A 20,877-nucleotide genomic window follows, 5' to 3' on the forward strand; every position below is an offset into this window, starting at 1 on the left:
GAAACCGGCCTGCCGTCATCCGGCGCTACGCGGGTTTGACGCCGGGCATGCTGTCTCAATACTGGCCCCATTTTTGCTTTCGATTTGCGTGTCTTTTTCTTGCAACGCAAGCGTCATAAGGCCCACGCGGTCCAGAGGGCGGATATGCGTGATTTGCGCCGTCGATCGTCGTTTATCACATGAGCCGGCTGTTGCACTAGCCGGGGCTGATACCCTAGTATTTGTGTTAATCGCAGTTTGTGAACACAAGATGTTGTGTTTCTTCACAATCTATTCACAGACTTGTGCACATCATAGAATCCCCTCTACCCAGAAGGAACTGAGCGCATGTACGCCACGCTGGATAGCACTACTGGAAGCCGCATGACCGATACCCTCGATACGAGCAAACAGCACGATTACGGTGCATACGCCAACTACAAAATCATCCGCCGTAATGGCGCAGTGGTGCCGTTCGAGCCGCTGAAGATTTCCGTGGCCGTGACCAAGGCCTTCATCGCCGTGCAGGGCAGCCAGGCGGCATCGTCGGCTGCGGTGCGCGAGCGCGTTGCCGGCCTGACCGATGCGGTGGTGCGCGCGCTGATGCGTCGCAAGCCCGAAGGCGGCGCGATCCATATCGAGGAAATCCAGGATCAGGTTGAACTGGCGCTGATGCGCACCGGCGAGCACGACGTCGCGCGCGCCTACGTGATCTACCGCGAACAGCGTTCGCAAGAGCGCCATCACGCCAAGATCGAGCACGAAGTCGAGCACCACGACAGCATCAACGTCGTCTACGAAGACGGCAGCCGTCGTCCGCTCGACCTCGGCCGTCTGAAGTCGCTGATCGCCTCGGCGTGCACCGGTTTCGACAACGAGACCGATCAGGCCGCGATCCTGAACGAAGCACTGAAGAACATCTACGACGGCGTGCCGGCCGAAGAAGTGCGCAAGTCGGTGATCATGGCCGCGCGCCAGCTGATCGAAAAAGACCCGTCGTACTCGCAAGTCACCGCGCGCCTGCTGCTGGACAGCCTGCGCCGCGAAGTGATCGGCGCGGAAACCAGCCATGAAGAAATGGCCGATGCCTATGCGCGTTACTTCCCCACCTTCATCAAGCGCGGCATCGACGCCGAGCTGCTCGATGAAAAACTGGCCCAGTACGATCTGGCCCGTCTTGGCGCCGCGCTGAACCACAACCGCGACTACCAGTTCGGCTACCTTGGCCTGCAAACGCTGTACGACCGTTACTTCCTGCACATCGAGGACGAGCGCATCGAGCTGCCGCAAGCGTTCTACATGCGCGTGGCGATGGGTCTGGCGCTGAACGAAATCAACCGCGAAGAGCGCGCGATCGAGTTCTACAACGTGCTGTCGACCTTCGATTTCATGTCGTCCACGCCGACGCTGTTCAATGCCGGTACCCGCCGCTCGCAATTGTCGAGCTGCTACCTGACGACGATTGCCGATGATCTGGACGGCATCTACGAAGGCATCAAGGAAAACGCGTTGCTGTCGAAGTTTGCCGGTGGTCTGGGCAACGACTGGACGCCGGTGCGCTCGCTTGGTTCGCACATCAAGGGCACCAACGGCAAATCGCAAGGCGTCGTGCCTTTCCTCAAGGTGGTGAACGACACCGCCGTGGCGGTCAACCAGGGCGGCAAGCGCAAGGGCGCGGTCTGCGCCTATCTGGAAACCTGGCACGCCGACATCGAGGAATTCCTCGAGCTGCGCAAGAACACCGGTGATGATCGCCGTCGTACCCACGACATGAACACCGCCAACTGGGTGCCCGATCTGTTCATGCAGCGCGTGATCGAAGGCGCCGACTGGACCTTGTTCAGCCCGGCCGAAACCCCGGACCTGCACGACAAGTACGGCAAGGACTTCGCCGAAACCTACGCGCGTTACGAAGAAAAGGCCGCGCGCGGCGAGATGCGCGTGGTCAAGAAGCTGCCGGCGCTGAACCTGTGGCGCAAGATGCTGACGATGCTGTTTGAAACTGGCCATCCGTGGATCACCTTCAAGGACCCGTGCAACATCCGTAGCCCGCAGCAGCACGTTGGCGTCGTGCACAGCTCCAACCTGTGCACCGAAATCACCCTGAACACCAACGACGAAGAAATCGCCGTCTGCAACCTCGGCTCGGTCAACCTGGTGAACCACCTGAAGAACGTCGACGGCGCGATCGTCCTCGATCAGGAAAAAATCGCCCGCACCGTCAAGACCGCGATGCGCATGCTCGACAACGTCATCGACATCAACTTCTACCCGGTGGCCAAGGCGCGCAATTCCAACCTCAAGCATCGTCCGGTTGGCATGGGCATCATGGGCTTCCAGGATGCATTGCTGGCGCAGCGGATTCCGTACGCATCGGATGCTGCGGTCGCGTTTGCCGATAACTCGATGGAAGTGATCTGCTACCACGCCTACTGGGCATCGACCGAGTTGGCCGAAGAGCGCGGCACCTACCCGAGCTTCAAGGGCAGCCTGTGGGATCGTGGCATCCTGCCGCAGGATTCGCTGGAGCTGCTGGCGCAAGAGCGCGGCGGTTATCTGGAAGTGGATCGTTCGTCGCAACTGGACTGGTCGTCGCTGCGCGAGCGCATCGCTACCGTCGGCATGCGCAACTCGAACTGCGTCGCCATCGCCCCGACCGCGACCATCGCCAACATCATCGGCGTTTCGGCGTCGATCGAACCGACTTACCAGAACCTGTTCGTGAAATCGAACCTGTCGGGCGAGTTCACCGTGGTGAACGAATACCTGGTGCGCGACCTCAAGGCCCGTGGCCTGTGGGACGAAGTGATGATCTCCGACCTCAAGTACTTTGACGGTTCGGTAGCGCGCATCGACCGCATTCCGCAAGACCTGCGTGATATCTACGCGACCGCGTTCGAAATGGATCCGAAGTGGCTGGTCGAAGCCGCATCGCGCCGCCAGAAGTGGATCGATCAGGCCCAAAGCCTGAACATCTATATGGCCGGCGCCTCGGGCAAGAAGCTGGACGAGCTGTATCGGCATGCGTGGATTCGCGGTCTCAAGACCACGTATTACCTGCGCACGCTGGCGGCATCGAACGCCGAAAAATCGACCGGCCGTGGTGGCGAGCTGAACGCCGTACCGGTGGATGGTGGCTACAACGCGACCGCAGCCGTTGCCGCGCCGGTTGCCGAAGCCGAGCCGATGATGGAACCGGCGACCGACATGAAGTTTTGCTCGATCGATAATCCCGAGTGTGAATCTTGCCAATAAACCTATCCCGTTAGGCGACTGCGCCTGCGCATTTTGCCCCCGTCCGATGCTCGAAACCCCGCAAGGGGGCTACCTTCGGGTCGTCCTCATGGACTTCATGGCGATGAAGGTTTCTGCGCTTCGGGCGGGACCAAACTGCTTTGGCTCGCTCGCCTACTGGAACAGGTTCGGAGGGCTGTTTTTATTCAGTCGTCCGCCATCGGCCCGGTTCGCCGGGCCCGATGCTTGAGCCGGTTGCTCGCAGCCGCTTCAAGCATCGGTAAAAAAACATCAACAAGGCCGCCAACGAGCGGGCCAGAGAGGAGCAGGGGATGAAGGCGATTTTGCGTCTGGTGTTGCTGGGCTTCGCGCTGGCTTTGGCTGGCTGCAGCAATATTCAGCAACTGATCGGTAGTAACGAGCCGAAGAAGATCGAAGCGCCGGCCGGCAAGGCGGTGGTCATGCTGACCCTGACTTGGACGGCGCTGGATAACGATAGCGCCAGGGTGGCGCTGGTATTGCGCGGGCCACATGGCGAGCAGATGCTCTCGGGCAAGGATGGCGATGTGGTGCTGTCACCGAACGGCCCGAGCGTATCGGGCAAGCGCTTCTTGCTGACGCTGGTGCCCGGCCAGTATCAGTTGATGAACCTGCAGGGCAGCTGGCAGACCGATGAAGGCGGGCGTTCGCGCCAGCAGCCGGTGTGGTTGCCGCTGGGGCAGACCTTCAGCGTGCAGGCCGGCGATGTCGTTTACATCGGCAATGTGAACGTGGCGCTGGATTTCAAGCCGTCAGCCACGGTCAGCAATCAGGCCGGTCGGGATTTTTATGATCTGGTAATGAGCAAGTCGGCCAATGAACTGTCCAACATTCAGGTACAGCTGCCGCAAGGCGGCAGCTTGCCCTATGGAAGTTGACCCCGCCTTGAGCGGGCAGGAGGGCACGATGCGAGTTCATACAGGGTTGCGAGCCTGGCTGGTACCGGTGGCGCTGATGCTGCTGGCCGGCTGTGCCTCGCTCAAACCGCAAACCAACGATGGCCAGATGTTGCCTCCACCGGGGCAAGGCTACGCCGTGCTGGCATTTACCTTGCAGAGCCTGGAGCCCGATAGCGGCAACGCCAATCTGGTATTCAACGGCACGGGCGGCAGTGGCCAGTTTTACGCCAGTGAAAACACCGATTACATCCGTGCACCGGGCAATATTCCGGATGACAAGGGCAGGCTGGCTTTTGCCGCCTTGCCGCCGGGGGATTACACCATCACCCATGTTTATGGCCGCTGGGGTGTACCGGACACCATGGGTGATGCAGGCATACCGAATATCGTCAGCTTGCCGCGACAAGACCGTTTCAGCGTCAAAGCCGGCGAAGTGGTGTACCTGGGCGATTTTCACCTGAACATGAATTTCAAACCCGATGTGGTGCTGAGCAATCAGCAAGCCCGCGATTTCAACCACATGAAAGTGATGTGGGGCGTGAGCGATTTTTCCAATGTCCACACGCGTGTGCTGGATGGCAGAGCCCAATAAGAACACTTGAAACACCGGCCCGGCACCACGCCGGGCCACTGCAACAATTTTGATATTTGATAGACAAGGATTGAACACCATGAGCACGCTGAATTTCGAAGACACCGCCCAACCGACCGTAGCACCTACCGGCGACCACACTACCGGCAGCATGCAATCGGTGAGCGAAAACCGTGTCAACGTCGTCGACAAGCGCGTGATCAACGGCACCACCGACGTCAACCAGCTCGTGCCGTTCAAGCACAAGTGGGCATGGGAAAAGTATCTCGCCCAGTGCGCCAACCACTGGATGCCGCAAGAAGTGAACATGCAGCGCGACATCGAGCTGTGGAAAGACCCGAACGGCCTGACCGACGACGAGCGCCGTCTGGTCAAGCGCAACCTCGGCTTCTTCGTCACCGCCGACTCGCTCGCCGCCAACAACATCGTGCTCGGCACCTACCGCCAGATCACCAGCCCGGAATGCCGTCAGTTCCTGCTGCGCCAGGCGTTTGACGAAGCCATCCATACCCACGCCTACCAGTACATCGTCGAATCGCTCGGCCTTGATGAAGGCGAAATCTTCAACGCCTATCACGAAGTCACCTCGATCCGTAACAAGGATGAATTCCTGATCCCGTTCATCGACGTTTTGACCGACCCGCAATTCAAGAGCGGGACTCTTGAGACTGACCAGCAACTGCTGCGTTCGATCATCGTCTTTGCCTGCATCATGGAAGGCCTGTTCTTCTACGTCGGCTTCGTGCAGATCCTCGCACTCGGCCGCCAGAACAAGATGACCGGCGCCGCCGAACAGTATCAATACATCCTGCGTGATGAATCGATGCACTGCAATTTCGGCATCGACCTGATCAACACGATCAAGATGGAAAACCCGCAGCTGTGGACCGAACCGTTCAAGGCCGAGATCACCGAACTGTTCAAGAAAGCCGTTGATCTTGAATACGCGTATGCGGAAGACACCATGCCGCGCGGTGTGCTGGGCCTGAACGCCAGCCAGTTCAAGGAATACCTGCGCTTCATCGCCAACCGCCGCATGCAGCAAATCGGCCTCGACCAACTCTTCCCGGGCGTGACCAACCCGTTCCCGTGGATGAGCGAGATGATTGATTTGAAGAAAGAGAAGAATTTCTTTGAGACGCGTGTGACTGAGTATCAGACTGGCGGGGCTTTGAGCTGGGATTGATCTTTAAGCCGCTTTCGAGCGGCTTTTTTTATATGGAATTTAATTGTGAACTTAAATGTTTTTCAGGTAGATATTGATAGGTTTGTTGACGAAATTAAGTTGTTGCCGGACGTAAATAGCGAGTATGTGTCTATAGTTGTTGATCTGATAAGTCGCTGGGAGACTATTTCTCGCTCTGCCCCTTATGTTTGCGAGACGCAAGGTGAGGGATTTGCTTCGAATGTTTCAAGGCGAGGTTCAGCTGCAAATGAATTGAAAGAAAGGCTGGATTGGGTGGCATTCTTCCTGGCGTGCGCATGGCGAGAACAAAACATGCGTACAAATACTCTGGCGAGTAGTAAGGTTGAATGGCTTTTTAGTTATTTTAATGACAAAAACTTAGAGCTCTGTGATGAGGTGCGTGCACGTGCATCATATGTTAACTATTTGTTGCCAGCTAATGTGGCCTCTAATGATATTAAAAAAAGTTTAATTGAGCTCGAAGAAAAAAAGAAAAGCGTTAGTGATCATGCTTCAAAAGTTAGTACAGTATTGAGTGATGCTGATCAGAGATTGACCTCTTGGTTGAAACAGGTGGATGTTTATGAGTCAAGATTGAAGGAGTATAGAAGTAACTATAATTTTCTGGGCCTTTCTCATGCATTTGAAGGTTTGATAAGAAGTAAAAAAAATGAACTTAGGATTGATGTGGGAATCTTGACCATAATGGCTATGGTTATGACTGCAATTCCAATTGCATATTCAATTGTAAAAAGTGTTCCAGATGATTTGAGTAAAGCCTTATTGTTCTATGCTCCTATAGTTGGTGTTGAAATTTTGCTAGTGTTTTTCTTTAGAATTGTTTTGCGAAACTATTACTCCAGAAAAACTCAGGTTGTTCAATTGGAGTTGAGGCATGGTATTTGTGCATTTTATGAATCCTATGTTGATTTTACTAATAAACACAAATCGGATAGGAGTTTTGATAGATTTGAATCTTTGATTTTTAGTGGGGTTGTCGAAGAGTCTGGAAAAATTCCTACTACATTTGATGGTTTGGAAAGTATTATTGCTTCTGTTGCTAATGCGATGAAAGGAAAGTCTTAACTGTCAAATGTGACCGCGGTACGTCGGATTAGTTTGATTGCGTCAGTAATCTACGATTCGCTGGTTGTAGGGTGGATTTGGCGGAGCCAATCCACCGCGTTGCTTGATGCCGCAGCCAATCGCGAATCTATATCGGCGATTCAGTGCCTGCGGCACAGTGTTTAGATGCGCGTTCCGCCGCGCAGACGGGTTACTTTTCTTGCTTCGCCAAGAAAAGTAACCAAAAGAAGGCGACCCCGCATCCGCGCCCCTTCGGGGTTCCCTCGCTGCGGACAATCGGGGCGGCGGCTGCGCAACTCGCTTCGCTCAGACAGTGCTCGCCGAAACCCCGCCCCGCTTGTTCCTCGCTCGGCGCTACTGAGGGGATTGGGTGGTGTGCTACGGTCTGCGCAAATCGAGGATTCAACTTACCGCGGAACGTCGGATTGGTTTGATCGCGTCGGGAATCGGCGGATTGTCGCTGCGCTCCGAATCCGCCCTACGATTCGCCGGTTGTAGCCAATCCACCGTTTTGCTCAGACCTTCGCATACCGCCCCAAATCCCGTCCTAGGCAGCCGAGGAGTGGAGCGAGACAAGTCGGGCTTCATGACTTGGCTCGCGACCGACGCAGGGTAGCGCGGAGCGCCTGCCGTCTCGGGTCGCTTTTCTTTGGTTACTTTCTTTGGCGAAGCAAAGAAAGTAACCCGCCAGCCGGGCGGGTCCGGCGGTTTGGTTTTTGATTTTCGCCTTTGATCTTACTAGGTGGTGTCGTCACAAGATGCGCGCCCAGATCGCAATGCAGCGAATCTGGACTGCCGCCAGGAATGACGCCGCATTCTTGGCATAGCGCGTGGCGATGCCTCGCCAGCGTTTGAGCTGCAAAAACGCATTTTCAACCAGATGCCGGTGGCGATACAGCGCCGCATCGTGTTCACGCGGCGCCTTACGGTTGCGGTGCGACGGAATCACCGTTCTCATGCCTTGCGCCGAGGCCTGAGCAACGATGGCGTCGCTGTCATAGCCACGATCAGCCAGCAGGTATTCCGCGCTCAAGCCGTCAATCAACGCGCCGCCCTGGGTGCAGTCCGCCGTCGTGCCCGAGGTCACCAAGACCCGCACCGGCATGCCGTGCGCGTCCACCGCCAAGTGCAGCTTACTGTTTAGCCCCCTTTGGTCACCCCCATTGCCTGATTGCCGCCGCGTGCGCCGGCGGCATGCGGATGCACCTTGGCATGCGTGGCGTCGATCATCAGCCATTCGAAATCCGGATTGGTGATCAGCGCTTCAAGCAGGTGTGCCCAGACGCCCTTGTCACGCCAGCGACAAAAGCGGCGGTGGGTGTTCTTCCAGTCGCCATAATCGGGCGGCAAATCGCGCCATGGGGCGCCGGTACGCAAAATCCAGAACACGGCGTTGAGGAACAGGCGGTTATCTCTGGCCCGGCCGCCCCAGGCGCCGTGGCGACCGGGCAGGAGCGGTTCGAGCAAAAGCCACGTTTGATCAGGAAGGTCGTGGCGGCGGTGTACCAGGCGCTTGGTCGGCGGTGTGCTTGTCATGGCGGCAGCATACACACTCGCCAATCACTCGTGACGACACCATCTACCGCGGTACGTCGGATTAGTTTAATCGCGCCGACAATCGGCGGATTGTCGCTATGCTCCGAATCCGCCCTACGTTGCTTATGAATGGGCCATCTGCGCAATCGCGCAATCAAAGCCCCTCCACAAACCCCTTCAACTTGCCCAACGCCACTTCCCATTCCCGCCCGATCACTTCCAGCGTCTGCCGCGCAGCCTCGACCTGCGCCGGCTCCAGTTGCCACAGCCGCTCCCGGCCCAGCTTCACATCCCTTACCACGCCGGCCTCGGCCAGCACCTGCAGGTGCTTGGTGACGCCCTGACGGCTGATGTCGGTGTTGGCGGTGAGCTGGGCGATCGAGAACGCGCCGCCGGCGCAGAGCACGGCGACGAGTTTCAGCCGGGTCGGGTCGCCCAACGCGGCGAACACCCGCGCCAGCGTGTCGCTGGCGTGGATGACGTCGGTGAGCGTGTCGCCGCCCGTGGCGGGCGGGGGAGCACTAGGCGCTGGCATAACGGGCGATGTTCTCCAGTTGCGCCACCCAACCGTTGCCGTTCATGCGGAACGCTTCGAGCCGGCGGTTGGGCGGGACGTTGTCGAAGCCGGATTCTGCCACCTTCAGCAGCGTGGTGTTGTCCGGCGCGTCGTGCAGCGTGAACACCACGCGGGTCGGCGTTTCCAGCTCGTAGTCGATTTTCGGGTCGACCGGGTACGGATGCCAGCGGTAGGACAGCAGCTGTTGCGGCTCGATCCGCTCAATCACCACGTCGAAGTGGATGTGCTCGAAGCCCTGGATGGTGATCGGCCCGCGCGTGCGCTGCCCCGGTGTAAAGGTCTGGCCCCTGAGATCGGCGCCGAACCAGGTGCCGAAGGTTTCGGCATGCGAGAGCGCATGCCACACCCGCTCGCGCGGGGCGTTGATGACGATGCTGCGTTCGATGTGGTCGGTATCGCTGACAGTGCTCATGATCTCGTCCTTCAGGCGGCGATGGGTACGGCAGGGTGCGGTTCGGCCGGGCGGTACGGCGTGCCGGTGCCGGTGCCGGTGGCGACGTACTGCTGCAGGCTGGCGAGGAAATGCTGCCAGCCCTTACGGCATAAATCGTAGCACTCGAATTCCGGCACCAGCCCGATATGTTCGAAGTCCAGCCGGGCCTGCCCGTCGCCGGCCGGGGCAAGGCGGAACACGATCCGCGTGCCGACCCATTCGTCCTTGCGGGTGAAGGCATCCACGTCGGTGAACGCGGCGGTGCACAGCCAGCGCACCTCGCTCGCCGGTGTCAGTTGTTCGATCCGCATGTGCATGTAGTGCGGCCCGAAACGGAATTGCAGATTGCCGCCGATGTGGGTGTCGACATCGCAATCCTGCGTCCACCAGCCGCGCAGGCCGGCGGGCGTGGTGAGGGCGGCGTAGGCCGTCGCAGGGCTGGCCTCGAGGGTGAGGCTTTGCTGGTAGTGGCTCATGGCATGGCTCCTTTTTGACCTTCTTTAGGCAACTTAATGGTTGCATATTTTTAGTATGCGAGCGGATGCCAATAAAGCAACCATTTGGTTGCCTTGTTTGGTGCTGCCTGCCCATGACGACACGGCCGAGTTGCGGGTTCGAGCCGCGCCAACGCTGCAACAGCAGCGATCCGGCTGGTGGGCGCCAGAACCTCGGTGGGCAGACGAACGGTGCGGGCTTATGCGCCGCTCGACGCGGTGTCGCCATCGCTGCCTGCGCGGTAAAATCGCGGCCACAGGCGCTCTGGCGTAGCGCCGATGGCACATACAGGTTGAACCATGCACAACGAATTACTGATTGAAGACACCGACATCGGCACCGGCAAGGAAGTGGTCAAGGGCGCGCTGATTACCGCCCACTACACCGGTTTTCTGGAGGACGGCACGAAGTTCGATTCGTCCCATGACCGTGGCAAGCCGTTCCAGTGCGTGATCGGCACCGGCCGCGTCATCAAGGGCTGGGATCTGGGGCTGATGGGCATGAAGGTCGGCGGCAAGCGCAAGCTGTTCGTGCCGGCGCACCTGGCCTATGGCGAGCGGCAGATCGGCGCGCACATCACGCCGAACTCGAACCTGATCTTCGGGATCGAGTTGCTGGAAGTGCTGACGCGGGACGATTGATCGGCCCGCCATTCGGCAGCTTACGTCCGCTCCCCATCGCACCACAGACTAGGCTGGGATTTTCAGATGTCCTCAGCAATGAGGGGAGCCGGGCGATGAAAACCGAAGCACTGCAGCAGCACCGGTGGCTGCAACAACTGGTGGGTGACTGGACGTTCGAGTGCGAGATGCTGATGGCGCCGGAGCAGCCGGCGGCGAAATCCGGCGGCACCGAATCCGTCCGCGCGCTCGGTGATTTGTGGGTGCTGTGCGAGGGGCGGGGCACGATGCCCGATGGCGATCCCTGCACCATGCTGATGACGCTGGGTTTCGATCCGGCGCGGCAGCGTTTCATTGGCAGCTGGGTGGGCTCGATGATGGCGCATATGTGGGTGTACGACGGCGAGCTCGACGCCAGTGGCCGCATCCTGACGCTGACGTCCACCGGCCCGGATTGCCTCAACCCCGGCCAGACCAATACCTACCACGACGTGATCGAAATCATCGACGCCAAGCAGCGCGTGATGCGCTCGGAAGCACAGGGCGCCGACGGTGTGTGGGCGCCATTCATGACCGCACGCTACATCCGCAAGGCTTGAGGGCGGTTCGGGCGGAGAGCGCCGCCTACTCGTAGATTTTTCCGCAGTATAAAAACATCGCAAACCGCTTCCACGGCGAGGCGTCGTTCAGCCCTTGGGTCTTGCCCAGATGCGTGGTTTCCGCCCATGTGAGCGCGGCTTCGAGAAAATCCTCGATGCTGTGGTTTTCCCAGCCGTTGGCGCCCCGGCCGGTGTCGCCGAGCGGTTGGCCGGCCTCGGCCTGGCGGTCGGCGATCAGCGCGCGGACAAACACGAGGAAGGAGGTCGGGTCGGTGACGTTCTGCAGCTGGTCGTAAAGCGTCATGGCGGGCTCGGGGGCGAGAAGTGCGGCCAGTGTGCCGCAAAACCGCCGCCGCTGCGCCGGGTCGTTCGTCGCGCGGCAAGGGCAAAAGGCCTTTCACCGCCGGAGCACCGGCCTATGATCGAATCAGATCGCCAGCCGGGACAGCCGGCGCAGGCGATTACGGCAAAATTGCTGAAATCTGAGGCCGCACGGCACTCATGCTCACGCGGCCGGGAGCACGATCATGGCCAAACATCAATTGCGCAGTGGCAGAGAAGCGAAGAAGCCGAAAAAACCGAAACCGGTTGTTGTTCCGGCAACCTCGTTTGTCAAATCCGTTCCGGCCACCACGCCGACGGGCACCAAGCACTGAAAGCCATCGCCGGTCTTGCATCGACCATCGGCTTTGGGCTGGGCTGGGCTGGGCTATGGCGGCATTGGCGCATTTGCTGCGTCAGGCGGCGGCTTGCCCGTTCGGTTAGTAATCCAGAACGCTAAATCCCAATCCCGCGGCCTTTTTCACTTTCAGTTGTACCGGTATCCGCTCTTTCAGCGCTTCCACATGGCTGATGATGCCGATCATCTTGCCGCTGGCGTTGAGGCTATCGAGCGCGTCGAGGGCGATTTCCAGTGTTTCGCCGTCGAGCGTGCCGAAACCTTCGTCCAGAAACAGCGAATCAATCGACGTTTTGTGGCTGACGAGGTCGGAGAGCGCCAGCGCCAGCGCGAGGCTGACCAAAAAGCTCTCGCCGCCCGAGAGTGTGCGGGTGTCACGGGCGAGGTCGCCTTGCCAGGTGTCGGCGATGGCCAGTTCAAGCTCGCCGCTGCGCATCAGTTGATAGCGGCCGTGCAGCCGTTCGAGCTGGCGATTGGCAAGGTGGACCAGGTGATCGAGCGTCAGCCCCTGGGCAAAGCGGCGGTACTTGGCGCCGTCGGCCGAGCCGATCAGCCCGTTCAGGTGTTGCCACAGGTCGTAATCGGCGGTTTGGGCGCTGATGTCGTCGAACAGCGCCTGCTGGCTTAGTCGGCGTGCATCGTCGCCGGCCAGTTGTGCGCCGATTTCGCCCTGACGCTGCACCACGGTTTTGATCTCGGCCTGCACGTCGGCCCATTGCTGCGTGAGCGTTTCCAGACTCGCTTCGGTGACCGCTTGCGCTTGCAGCTCGGCCAGCGTTTGCGTCGCGGCGGCGAGCAGCGCTTGCGCTTCGACCACGCCGGTATCGAGCCGCTGTTTCAGCGCCAGCAAGGGCTGGCGTTCGTCGTCGCCGAGCCGTGCGGCGATAAATGCGGCCTCATCGGCAAACGGGCTTTGCGCGAGGCGTTCGCGCCATATTGCAGTGGTGCTTTGTGCGGTGGCGGCTTCGGTCGCCAGCCGTGCTTGCAGCGTCTGTTCCGTGCCCTTGAGCTGGTTGGCGCGGTCTTGCGCCTGCGCCAGCTCGGCCTCGCACTCGGCCAAGGCCTGCGCGCTGTCGGCGACGGCGCCGAGTATCGCGCCGGCCGGCTCGCCCAAAGCCGCCCAGCGCTGTTGCCAGAGTGCGGCTTGCTGTTGCGCGGTCTGGGCATGTTGCCCGGCGGTGCTCAGATCAAGGGCGAGTTGTTGCAGCTGGCTTTGCGCTTGCTGCCACGCTTGCCATTCGTGCTCGCGCTCAGCCAACCAAGCTTGGTTGTCGCTCGGCAGCGTGTAGCCCAGCGATGCCAGCGCGGCATTCAGTTCGGCGGTTTGGCTATCGAACAAGGTCGTGGATGCCTGCGCGCGTTCGGTCAGCTCGGCGAGTTGGCGCTGGCGGTTGTGCAGGTCTTGTTGTTGCAGCGCCAGTTGTTGCGTGGCGTCGGCGCTGGTTTTTTCGAGCTGTTGCCGCGCCTGGCTGGCCTGCGCGAGTGTGGTTTTGCTGGCATCGAGCCGGTCGAGCCGCTGTTGCAGCGTGGTCAGTTCGGTTGCGTGGCTTTGCTGGTGAGCGGCGAGCGCATCGAGGTCGGCATCGGTGGCAAGACCCAGGCGCAGGGCGAGTTCGGCACGCTGCGCATCCAGCTGCAGCAAGGCCTGTTGCTGGCCGTCGCCTTGCGTTGCGAGCTGTTCGATCTGCGCCAGCAGCGCCGCGACTTCGCCGCTGACGTTCTGGCCTTGCGTTGTCAGGGCATCGCGCTCTTCGCGTTTGGCCAGCAAGGCGGCCTCGGTGGCCGAGGTGTTCAGCGCCTGATACGCGGCGACGGCGGGGTGCTCGGTTGCGCCGCACAGCGGGCACGCCTCACCGGGCTGCAACTGGGCGCGGTGCGCTTCCAGATCCTGAATGCGCTTTTCCTGCGCCAGCAGCGTTTCCTTGTCGGCGATCTGTTGTTTCAGATCGGCGTATCGTGCCCGCAAGGTTTGCTGTAGCTCGGCCTTGGCGCCGTGCTGCTCGCGCTTTTGCGCCAGCTCGGTGTTGATTTTCTCAAGCTGGCCGGCGCCTTGCTGGCGGGTCGTGACGATCTGCTGCAACTGCTGCAGATCGTTACCCTGATTGATCAGCCCGTGCCATTGCTGCCGCAACGCGGCTTCGTCACTGCCGGCGAGCAGGGCGTTCAGTGCCGCTTGCGCGGTCTGCTCGGCCTGCTGCGCGGTGGCCAGATTCGTCGCGTGCGCGTTCAACGCTGTTTGCTGCGTGGCGATCAAGGCAATCAGCGTGCTGATGCCGGCGTCGATCTGACCTTGGTCTAGCCGTAACCGCCGCACATCGTGCTGCGTTTGTGCATGCGCACTGAACTGCCGCCGCCATGCGCCTAGCCGTTCGCCCAGCTGGCCGTGTTGCGGCTGCGCGGCAAGGCGGGTTTGCAACTGCGCTTGCTGCTGCGCGAGCGCGTCGAGCGCGCTTTGCTTGCCGATGGCGATCTGCTGCGCCAGCGCGCAGCCACGCCAGCCGAGTTCGGTGATGCGGCGATGCGTGGCTTGGCGCTCGGTGCCGACGCGTTCCAGTTCGCGCTGGGTGCCGGCCTGTGCCGCTGCTGCCGCCTGCTGCGCCGCGTACAGCGGCTGCAATTGCTGCGCCGGTTCGCTGGCGGCCAGTCGCGCCAGTTGCGGCTGCGCGTCGGCCTGCGCCGCGTGCGCATCGGCTTGGCGGGATTGCGCCGCGCCGTGCGCTTGCCCGGCCTTGGCGAGCGCGTGTCGCCATTGTTGCTGGGTGTTCAGCAGTGCCTGTCGTTCCTGTAGGCCGGCTTCCTGCTGGACGAGCCCGGCGGCCTCATCGTGCAAGGCCGCGCGTTGCGCATCGTCGAGCAATTCAACGCCCGACGCCTTGGCGCGCAGCTGATCGAGTGCGGCCTTGGCGTCGCGCGCCTGTTCGAACACGCGCTGCGAGATTTGCCCGTAGATTTCGGTGCCGGTGAGCTCTTCGAGCAGTTCGGCGCGCTCGTTGGCGTTGGCCTGCAGAAACGCGGCAAAGCCACCCTGCGCCAGCAGCATCGATTTGGTGAAACGGGCGAAATCAAGGCCGGTGAGGCTTTCGGTCTGGCGCAGTTTGTCGTTGATCTTGTCGGTGAGGATATTGCCGCTAGCGTCGGCCAGTTCGACCTTCGGTGCTTGCAGCGCGCCGTCGGTTTTGTCGCGGGCGCGGCGCTGGCTCCAGAACGCGCGGTAACGCGCGCCTTTGACCTCGAATTCGACTTCGGCAAGGCAATCGGCGGTGTGCCGGGTCATCAGCTCGTTGCTGCCGGCCGAAACGGTGTTCATCCGCGGCGTCTGGTGATACAGCGCCAGGCAGATCGCGTCGAGCAGCGTGGTCTTGCCGGCGCCGGTCGGCCCGGTGATCGCGAACAGGCCGTTGTCCTTGAACGGCTCGGCGGTGAAGTCGATCTTCCACTCGCCCTTGAGCGAATTCAGGTTTTTAAGCCGCAGCGTGAGGATTTTCATGCGTCAGCCTCCTGCAGGCTGCTGACGATTTGCCGGTAGCGCTGCGCCAGTTGCGGCTTGAGTTCATCGGCAAGGTCTTCGCTGGCGAGCCGCTGCGCGAACACGTCATCGGGGCTGAGTTCGGCCAGCGTTTCGCTCGCCATCCGCTGCAAACCGGGCTGGGCGTTGCCGCGCTCGCGCTTGATCCGCAGCACCTCGACCGGCAAACCTTCGCAGATGGCCTGAATGCGCGTGGCCAGATCGCTGAGGTAATCGTCGGCGCTGACCACGACTTCCAGCCACACCGGCAGCTCGGCGCAGCCCGATTGCGCCGCGTCGGCAATCACCACCTGCAGCTCGGCGAGGGTGCCGCGTACCGAGATCATCGGCTGAAAGCGCGGGATGGGCAGCGGCGTGACCGAGCGCAAACCGGTGTGATCAAGATCGACCAGCAGCACTTCCTTGGTCTGGCGGGCTTCGTCGAAACTGAGCGGAATCGGCGAGCCGCAGTAGCGGAGATGTTCCAGCCCGCCGACTTTTTGCGGTTTGTGGATGTGGCCGAGCGCGATGTACGCCGCCGGCGGAAAGGCATTGGTCGGGAAGGCTTCAAGCGCGCCGACGTAAATCTCGCGTACCGATTCGCTGGCGCTGGCGCCGACGGTGGTCAGGTGGCCGGTGGCGATGATGGGCAGCGCGCCGCCCCGTTTGTCTCCCAGCTCGTCGCGCTTCGCTTCGGCCAGCGCGTAAATGGTCTGGTAATGCGCGGCGATGGCGCTTTGCAGCGTGCGCTGCTTGTCTTCGGCGCTCTGGCCGGCCTGGCTCTGCATCACGTCGCGCGCGCGGATGAACGGAATCCCGCACAGCACCGCGCCGGCACTGCCGTCGCGCTTGTGCAGCACCAGCACCTGATCGGCCGCGTTCTCGCACACGCCGGGGATGACGCGGGTATTCAGGTGCGCCAGCAGCGTTTTGCTTTCACCCAGCGTGGCCACCGAATCATGGTTGCCACCGAGGATGACGAGTTCGGCACCGCTATCACGTAGCGCCACCACAAAGCCGTTGTACAGCTCGCGGGCATAGCTGGGCGGCGAGCCGGTGTCGAAGATGTCGCCGGCGATGATGACGGCGTCGATCTGCTGCGCCGCAATCTGATCGATCAGCCAGGCCATGAATGCTTGATGCTCAAACTGGCGGGTCTTGCCGATGAAATGCTGGCCCAGATGCCAGTCGGACGTATGCAGAATGCGCATCCGGGGTCGAACCTTGTGGGGAAAGCGGGAGGGTGCGCGCCATTTTAGGCACTTTGGCGTGGGGCGTCGCCGGCAAAAAAAAGCCCCGGCACGCCAGGCACCGGGGGAGAGGGATAGAAATCCGCATGACAGGACAGATTTCTGCCTTCAGCATAATGCTGCACCGCAACAATTCATACCTGGTCATCGATTTTTCGGTCTGAGTGGTATCGATGCGTCAGTTGGGCAAGTGGCATCCGGTGAATATTTTTACCGGGAAAGGTGCATATTCGCATCAATGCTAAAATTGCAGCCAGACCCTCGTCTACCCCGGCCTGCTGCGCAGATACGCGGTATTTCCGGCGGTGGATTGATAAGCAACTTGATGAAAATAAAGGATTTTATATGCTTGATCAGAATCACCTGATCTGGCTGGACATGGAAATGACCGGCCTTGACCCGCAGAACGACAAGATTATCGAACTGGCGATCGTGATTACCGACAGCCAGCTCAATACGGTGGCCGAATCGCCGTCGTGGGCGGTGCACCAGCCCGATCACGTGCTCGATGCGATGGACGACTGGAACAAGTCGACCCACGGCCGTTCGGGGCTGATCGAGCGGATCAAGGCATCGACGCTCAGCGTCGAGGAAGTCGAGGCGGCGGCGCTGGCGTTTATCCAGCAGTACGTGCCGCAGCGCACCAGCCCGATGTGCGGCAATTCGATCTGTCAGGATCGCCGCTTCATGGCGCGCTGGATGCCGACGCTGGAAACATGGTTCCACTACCGCAATCTGGATGTCTCGACGCTGAAAGAGCTGTGCAAGCGCTGGCAGCCCGATGTGTACCGCCTGTTCAAGAAGAAGGGCCGGCACGAGGCGCTGGCCGATATTTACGAATCGATCGACGAGATGAAGTTCTACCGCGAGCACTTCCTCAAGGTGCCGGTCTCGCCGCTGCTGGTCGATTAAGCCTTGTACGCAGCGATGAGTGCCCCCATGTTGAATACCGAGGCCTTGGCCGAACAACTTGGCCAAGCGTTGCTGGCGCGTGGCCAGAGCGTGACCACGGCCGAATCGTGCACCGGCGGTTTGATTGCCGGGGCGATCACCGATGTCGCCGGCTCGAGCAACTGGTTCAACCGCGGTTTCGTCACCTATAGCAATAGTGCCAAGGTCGATATGCTCGACGTGCCGCCCGGCTTTATCCAAGGCCTGGGCGCGGTGAGCGAACCGGTGGTCGCGGCGATGGTGCAGGGCGCGATGGCGGCATCCAGCGCCGACTGGGGCATCGCGGTCTCCGGCGTCGCCGGCCCCGGTGGCGGCAGCGCCGACAAACCGGTTGGCACCGTCTGGTTTGCCTGGGGCTCGCCGCTGGGCATCGTCACCGAACGCTGCGTGTTTGCCGGCGATCGCCGTGAAGTACGCCAGCAGGCCGTTGCCCATGCTTTGGGCAAACTCGTGCAATTGATCAAGGAAAGCCGTTGACCACCGTCGTTGTCGTCAGAAAGAACAATCAGATCGCCATTGCGGCCGATAGCCAGTCCACTTTTGGCGATACGGCGCTGGGCGCGGGTTTTGATGCGCAGTGGAACAAGATCTTCAAATCGCACGGCAGTTATTTTTCGATTTCCGGCAGCGCTGCGCACGATCTGGTGATGCAGGCCGCGTTGAAGAAATCCAAGACGCTGGATTTCAGCAGCCGGGTGTCGATTTTCGAGAGCTTTCGCAAGCTGCATCCCAAGCTCAAGGAAGATTTCTTCCTCAAGCCCGACGAGGAAGAAGACGAGCCGTACGAATCGAGCCAGCTGACCGCGCTGATTGCCAACAAACACGGCATTTTCGGCGTTTACAGCCTGCGTGAGGTGTACGAATATTCGCGCTTCTGGGCGATTGGCAGCGGCCATGATTACGCGCTGGGCGCGATGCAGGCGGTGTATGACCGCGACGAACTTTCCGCCGCCGATATCGCCCGCATCGGCGTCGAGGCCGGCTGCACCTTCGACATCAGCTCCAGCCTGCCGATGACCGAATATCAGCTCACCATTGCCGCCGCCGACGATTGAAACGGAGTTAAACGATGTTTATCGGCAATCTGGCCAACTGGCCACAGCAACGCGCCGTGTTACCCGATGCCGTGAACCGGGCGCTGGATGCGCTGGCGCAGCACGATTTGCACGCCATGCCCGCCGGCCGTTACGAGATTGACGGCGACCGGCTGTTTTTCATGATTCAGGAAATGCTGACGCAGCCGTTTGAAGCCGGCAAACCCGAAGCGCATCACCGCTATGCCGATATCCAGCTTTTGCTGAGCGGTGAGGAGGGTTTCGGTGTGGCGCCGGCCGATGCAGCGCTGGCCGTGGTCGACGATCGCTTCGACAGCCGTGATATCGCTTTTTACGCGGCGCCGGCCAACGAGCAGCGCATCAATCTGCAGCCGGGCGATTTCGTGGTCTTTTACCCGGGCGAGTTGCACCGGCCCGGTCGCTGCGTGGCCGGATCGATGCCGATCCGCAAGGTGGTCGTGAAAATCGACCGCGCCCTGCTTGGCCTTTAAGTACACAAGCAATCCCCGGCTGGGTACGTAATCCATGTCTGCGCTGGGTGTGTTTGCAGTGCAATGTTTGTTCCAACTCTGAGATAACGCCGGCTCGATCCGGCCAGAAGCCATGACCCAAGACACGCTTGAACGCTTTCTCTTTGACAATGCCCCGGTGCGCGGCGAGATCGTCAAACTGGACGATACCTACCGCGAAGTGCTCACGCGGCACGATTATCCGCCGGTGCTGGCCAGGTTTATCGGCGAGCTGATGGCGGCCGGCACGCTGCTGTCGGCGACGCTGAAGTTCGAAGGCACGCTGGTGATGCAGCTGCACGGCACCGGTGCGGTGCGGCTGCTGGTGGTCGAGGTCACCAGTGACAACACCATCCGCGCCATGGCGCGCTGGGAAGGTGATATCCCCGATGTGTCGCTGGCCGAGCTGCTTGGCAAGGACAAACGTTTCATGCTGACACTCGACCCGGACGAGGGCGAGGCCTATCAGGGCATCGTCGGCCTTGAGTCAGGCCAGAGCGTGGCCGAGGTGATCGAGCACTACATGAAGCATTCGGAGCAACTGGAAACCCGGATATGGCTGGCGTGCGAGCAGGGCGTCGCGGCGGGGCTGATGGTGCAGAAGATGCCCGCAGTCCAGGGCGATACGGATGCGTGGGACCGGATTCAGGCACTGGCGCAGACGATTACACCGGAAGAACTGGTGACGCTACCGGTGCGCGATGTCTTGTACCGACTGTTCAACGAGGAGGAGGTGCGCGTTTTCGAGCCGGCCATGCCGCGCTTTGCCTGCACCTGCTCGCGCGAGCGCGTCGGCAGCATGCTGGAAATGGTCGGTCGCGAAGAGGTCGATCATGTGCTGGCGGAGAAAAGCACGGTCGACGTCACATGCGAGTTCTGCGGCAAGGATTATCACTTCGATCCGGTCGATATCGAGCAGTTGTTTGCCGGTCACGGCACGACGCCGGTGCAAGGGCCGGTGCACTGAGTATCGTGCGCTCGTTTGTACAAAAGGCCCCGATTGTTCGGGGCCTTTTGTTTGCGTCTGCTCAGATCGCCAGCCAGACCAGCATGCCGGTGGCGAGACCGACGTAGAACAGTGTTTTCAGCACCCGCCCGGTGTCCTGCGCCGGCAGCTCCAGCGTATAGCTGCTGAAGGCGCTGAACACGCCGTACCAGAACCAGGCGAGTGCGCCGACCAGATCGCCGATCACCGGGCCGCGAACAAAACCCAGCACCGCGAACATGCCTGTCGAGGCAAGCACGGTGGCCAGCAGCGTCGTGCCGCTGCTCAGCAGCCACGCCAGCAACACGGCGAGCATCACGCCGTAAATGGCACCGAACAGCGCACCGAGCAAGGCATAGCTCAGGCGCTCGCTCAGGCCGGGGTTTTCCTCGCCCGTGTCGCCGCCTCCGGGCGGACTCACTCGCGCGGCCCGATATAGGCAAAGCGCGGCACCGTTCGGCCTTCGATGGTCACGTTCTCGAAGAACATCTCGTACGGCCGAACCCACAGGCCGAAATCGCCGTACAGCGCGCGGTACAGCACCAGCCATTCCAGTGTTTCCGAATGGCGAACGACGTCGACGACTTCGTAATTCATATTCTTGTAGTGGCGGTAATGGCCGGTTTGCAGTGCGGGGCGGGGCGTCATGGTGTTCCTCGAAAGCATGA

Annotated in this window: 22 protein-coding genes; 13 read left to right on the plus strand and 9 right to left on the minus strand. The window is 60.6% G+C overall.

All coding sequences use genetic code 11. From position 1 onward, the window contains the following. Positions 1-363: 363 nt before the first annotated feature. From JLC71_RS02825 to JLC71_RS02845, 5 genes are all read left to right on the plus strand, one after another. Positions 364-3,234: a ribonucleoside-diphosphate reductase subunit alpha gene (locus JLC71_RS02825; RefSeq protein ID WP_200917169.1), complete on the plus strand. Its 2,871-nt coding sequence runs from the start codon at positions 364-366 to the stop codon at positions 3,232-3,234. A gap of 311 nt (positions 3,235-3,545) precedes the next feature. Beyond that, positions 3,546-4,130: a hypothetical protein gene (locus JLC71_RS02830; RefSeq protein WP_200917170.1), complete on the plus strand. Its 585-nt coding sequence runs from the start codon at positions 3,546-3,548 to the stop codon at positions 4,128-4,130. 28 nt (positions 4,131-4,158) lie between these two features. Continuing rightward, positions 4,159-4,743, plus strand: a complete 585-nt coding sequence (locus JLC71_RS02835; RefSeq protein ID WP_200917171.1) for a hypothetical protein — start codon at positions 4,159-4,161, stop codon at positions 4,741-4,743. A 79-nt stretch (positions 4,744-4,822) separates the two neighbouring features. Beyond that, positions 4,823-5,929: a ribonucleotide-diphosphate reductase subunit beta gene (locus JLC71_RS02840; RefSeq protein WP_200917172.1), complete on the plus strand. Its 1,107-nt coding sequence runs from the start codon at positions 4,823-4,825 to the stop codon at positions 5,927-5,929. 45 nt (positions 5,930-5,974) lie between these two features. Continuing rightward, on the plus strand, positions 5,975-7,015 hold the full coding sequence (locus JLC71_RS02845) for a hypothetical protein (protein ID WP_200917173.1): 1,041 nt from the start codon (positions 5,975-5,977) through the stop codon (positions 7,013-7,015). Positions 7,016-7,766: 751 nt separating this feature from the next. Here the strand turns inward: JLC71_RS02845 and JLC71_RS16695 are convergent. The 4 genes from JLC71_RS16695 to JLC71_RS02865 form a co-directional block, all read right to left on the minus strand. Then, positions 7,767-8,551, minus strand: a protein-coding gene (locus JLC71_RS16695) for an IS5 family transposase (RefSeq protein ID WP_236250955.1) whose coding sequence is annotated in 2 segments (ribosomal slippage) — positions 7,767-8,167 and positions 8,167-8,551 — 786 coding nt in all. Because the reading frame shifts where the segments join, the coding sequence is not laid out codon by codon here. Between the two features lie 154 nt (positions 8,552-8,705). Next, entirely contained in the window at positions 8,706-9,086 is a 381-nt protein-coding gene (locus tag JLC71_RS02855; RefSeq protein ID WP_200917174.1) for an ArsR/SmtB family transcription factor, read from the minus strand. Beyond that, on the minus strand, positions 9,073-9,540 hold the full coding sequence (locus tag JLC71_RS02860) for an SRPBCC family protein (RefSeq protein WP_200917175.1): 468 nt from the start codon (positions 9,538-9,540) through the stop codon (positions 9,073-9,075). The genes JLC71_RS02855 and JLC71_RS02860 overlap by 14 nt, the downstream gene beginning before the upstream one ends. Before the next feature lie 11 nt (positions 9,541-9,551). Next, positions 9,552-10,037 (minus strand): SRPBCC family protein, encoded by a 486-nt coding sequence (locus tag JLC71_RS02865; RefSeq protein ID WP_200917176.1) that lies wholly within the window; start codon positions 10,035-10,037, stop codon positions 9,552-9,554. A gap of 318 nt (positions 10,038-10,355) precedes the next feature. On the opposite strand from JLC71_RS02865, the gene JLC71_RS02870 reads away from it, so the two are divergent. Next, on the plus strand, positions 10,356-10,697 hold the full coding sequence (locus JLC71_RS02870; RefSeq protein WP_200917177.1) for an FKBP-type peptidyl-prolyl cis-trans isomerase: 342 nt from the start codon (positions 10,356-10,358) through the stop codon (positions 10,695-10,697). A 95-nt stretch (positions 10,698-10,792) separates the two neighbouring features. After that, a complete protein-coding gene (locus JLC71_RS02875) occupies positions 10,793-11,275 on the plus strand; it encodes a DUF1579 domain-containing protein (protein WP_200917178.1) in 483 nt (160 codons plus the stop codon). A gap of 25 nt (positions 11,276-11,300) precedes the next feature. On the opposite strand, the gene JLC71_RS02880 is transcribed toward JLC71_RS02875, so the two are convergent. Then, positions 11,301-11,579, minus strand: a complete 279-nt coding sequence (locus tag JLC71_RS02880) for a DUF7660 family protein (RefSeq protein WP_200917179.1) — start codon at positions 11,577-11,579, stop codon at positions 11,301-11,303. Between the two features lie 114 nt (positions 11,580-11,693). Between JLC71_RS02880 and JLC71_RS02885 the strand changes: the two genes are divergently transcribed. Further along, positions 11,694-12,056, plus strand: a complete 363-nt coding sequence (locus JLC71_RS02885) for a hypothetical protein (RefSeq protein WP_200917180.1) — start codon at positions 11,694-11,696, stop codon at positions 12,054-12,056. Here JLC71_RS02885 and JLC71_RS02890 read toward each other — a convergent pair. Further along, complete coding sequence (locus JLC71_RS02890; protein WP_200917181.1) at positions 12,037-15,441, minus strand: AAA family ATPase; 3,405 nt, start codon at positions 15,439-15,441, stop codon at positions 12,037-12,039. The genes JLC71_RS02885 and JLC71_RS02890 overlap by 20 nt on opposite strands. Next, positions 15,438-16,670, minus strand: a complete 1,233-nt coding sequence (sbcD, locus tag JLC71_RS02895) for an exonuclease subunit SbcD (RefSeq protein ID WP_200917182.1) — start codon at positions 16,668-16,670, stop codon at positions 15,438-15,440. The genes JLC71_RS02890 and sbcD overlap by 4 nt, the downstream gene beginning before the upstream one ends. A gap of 384 nt (positions 16,671-17,054) precedes the next feature. Here sbcD and orn point away from each other — a divergent pair, with 384 nt between their 5' ends. The 5 genes from orn (at position 17,055) to hslO (ending at position 20,191) form a co-directional block, all read left to right on the plus strand. Continuing rightward, positions 17,055-17,621 (plus strand): oligoribonuclease, encoded by a 567-nt coding sequence (gene orn / locus JLC71_RS02900; protein ID WP_200917183.1) that lies wholly within the window; start codon positions 17,055-17,057, stop codon positions 17,619-17,621. Between the two features lie 27 nt (positions 17,622-17,648). Beyond that, a complete protein-coding gene (locus JLC71_RS02905) occupies positions 17,649-18,137 on the plus strand; it encodes a CinA family protein (protein WP_200917184.1) in 489 nt (162 codons plus the stop codon). Next, positions 18,134-18,715, plus strand: coding sequence for an MFS transporter (locus JLC71_RS02910; protein ID WP_200917185.1), 582 nt, complete (start codon positions 18,134-18,136; stop codon positions 18,713-18,715). Before JLC71_RS02905 ends, JLC71_RS02910 begins: the two co-directional genes overlap by 4 nt. A gap of 14 nt (positions 18,716-18,729) precedes the next feature. Next, positions 18,730-19,206, plus strand: a complete 477-nt coding sequence (locus JLC71_RS02915) for a NanQ anomerase/TabA/YiaL family protein (protein ID WP_200917186.1) — start codon at positions 18,730-18,732, stop codon at positions 19,204-19,206. A 112-nt stretch (positions 19,207-19,318) separates the two neighbouring features. Then, a complete protein-coding gene (hslO, locus tag JLC71_RS02920) occupies positions 19,319-20,191 on the plus strand; it encodes an Hsp33 family molecular chaperone HslO (RefSeq protein ID WP_200917187.1) in 873 nt (290 codons plus the stop codon). Between the two features lie 61 nt (positions 20,192-20,252). Here hslO and JLC71_RS02925 read toward each other — a convergent pair whose 3' ends face one another. Next, positions 20,253-20,630 (minus strand): hypothetical protein, encoded by a 378-nt coding sequence (locus JLC71_RS02925; RefSeq protein ID WP_200917188.1) that lies wholly within the window; start codon positions 20,628-20,630, stop codon positions 20,253-20,255. After that, a complete protein-coding gene (locus tag JLC71_RS02930; protein WP_200917189.1) occupies positions 20,627-20,857 on the minus strand; it encodes a DUF1653 domain-containing protein in 231 nt (76 codons plus the stop codon). The genes JLC71_RS02925 and JLC71_RS02930 overlap by 4 nt, the downstream gene beginning before the upstream one ends. Positions 20,858-20,877: the final 20 nt, after the last annotated feature.

Source organism: Jeongeupia sp. HS-3, from assembly GCF_015140455.1.
In the GTDB taxonomy this organism is placed as follows: Bacteria; Pseudomonadota; Gammaproteobacteria; order Burkholderiales; family Chitinibacteraceae; genus Jeongeupia.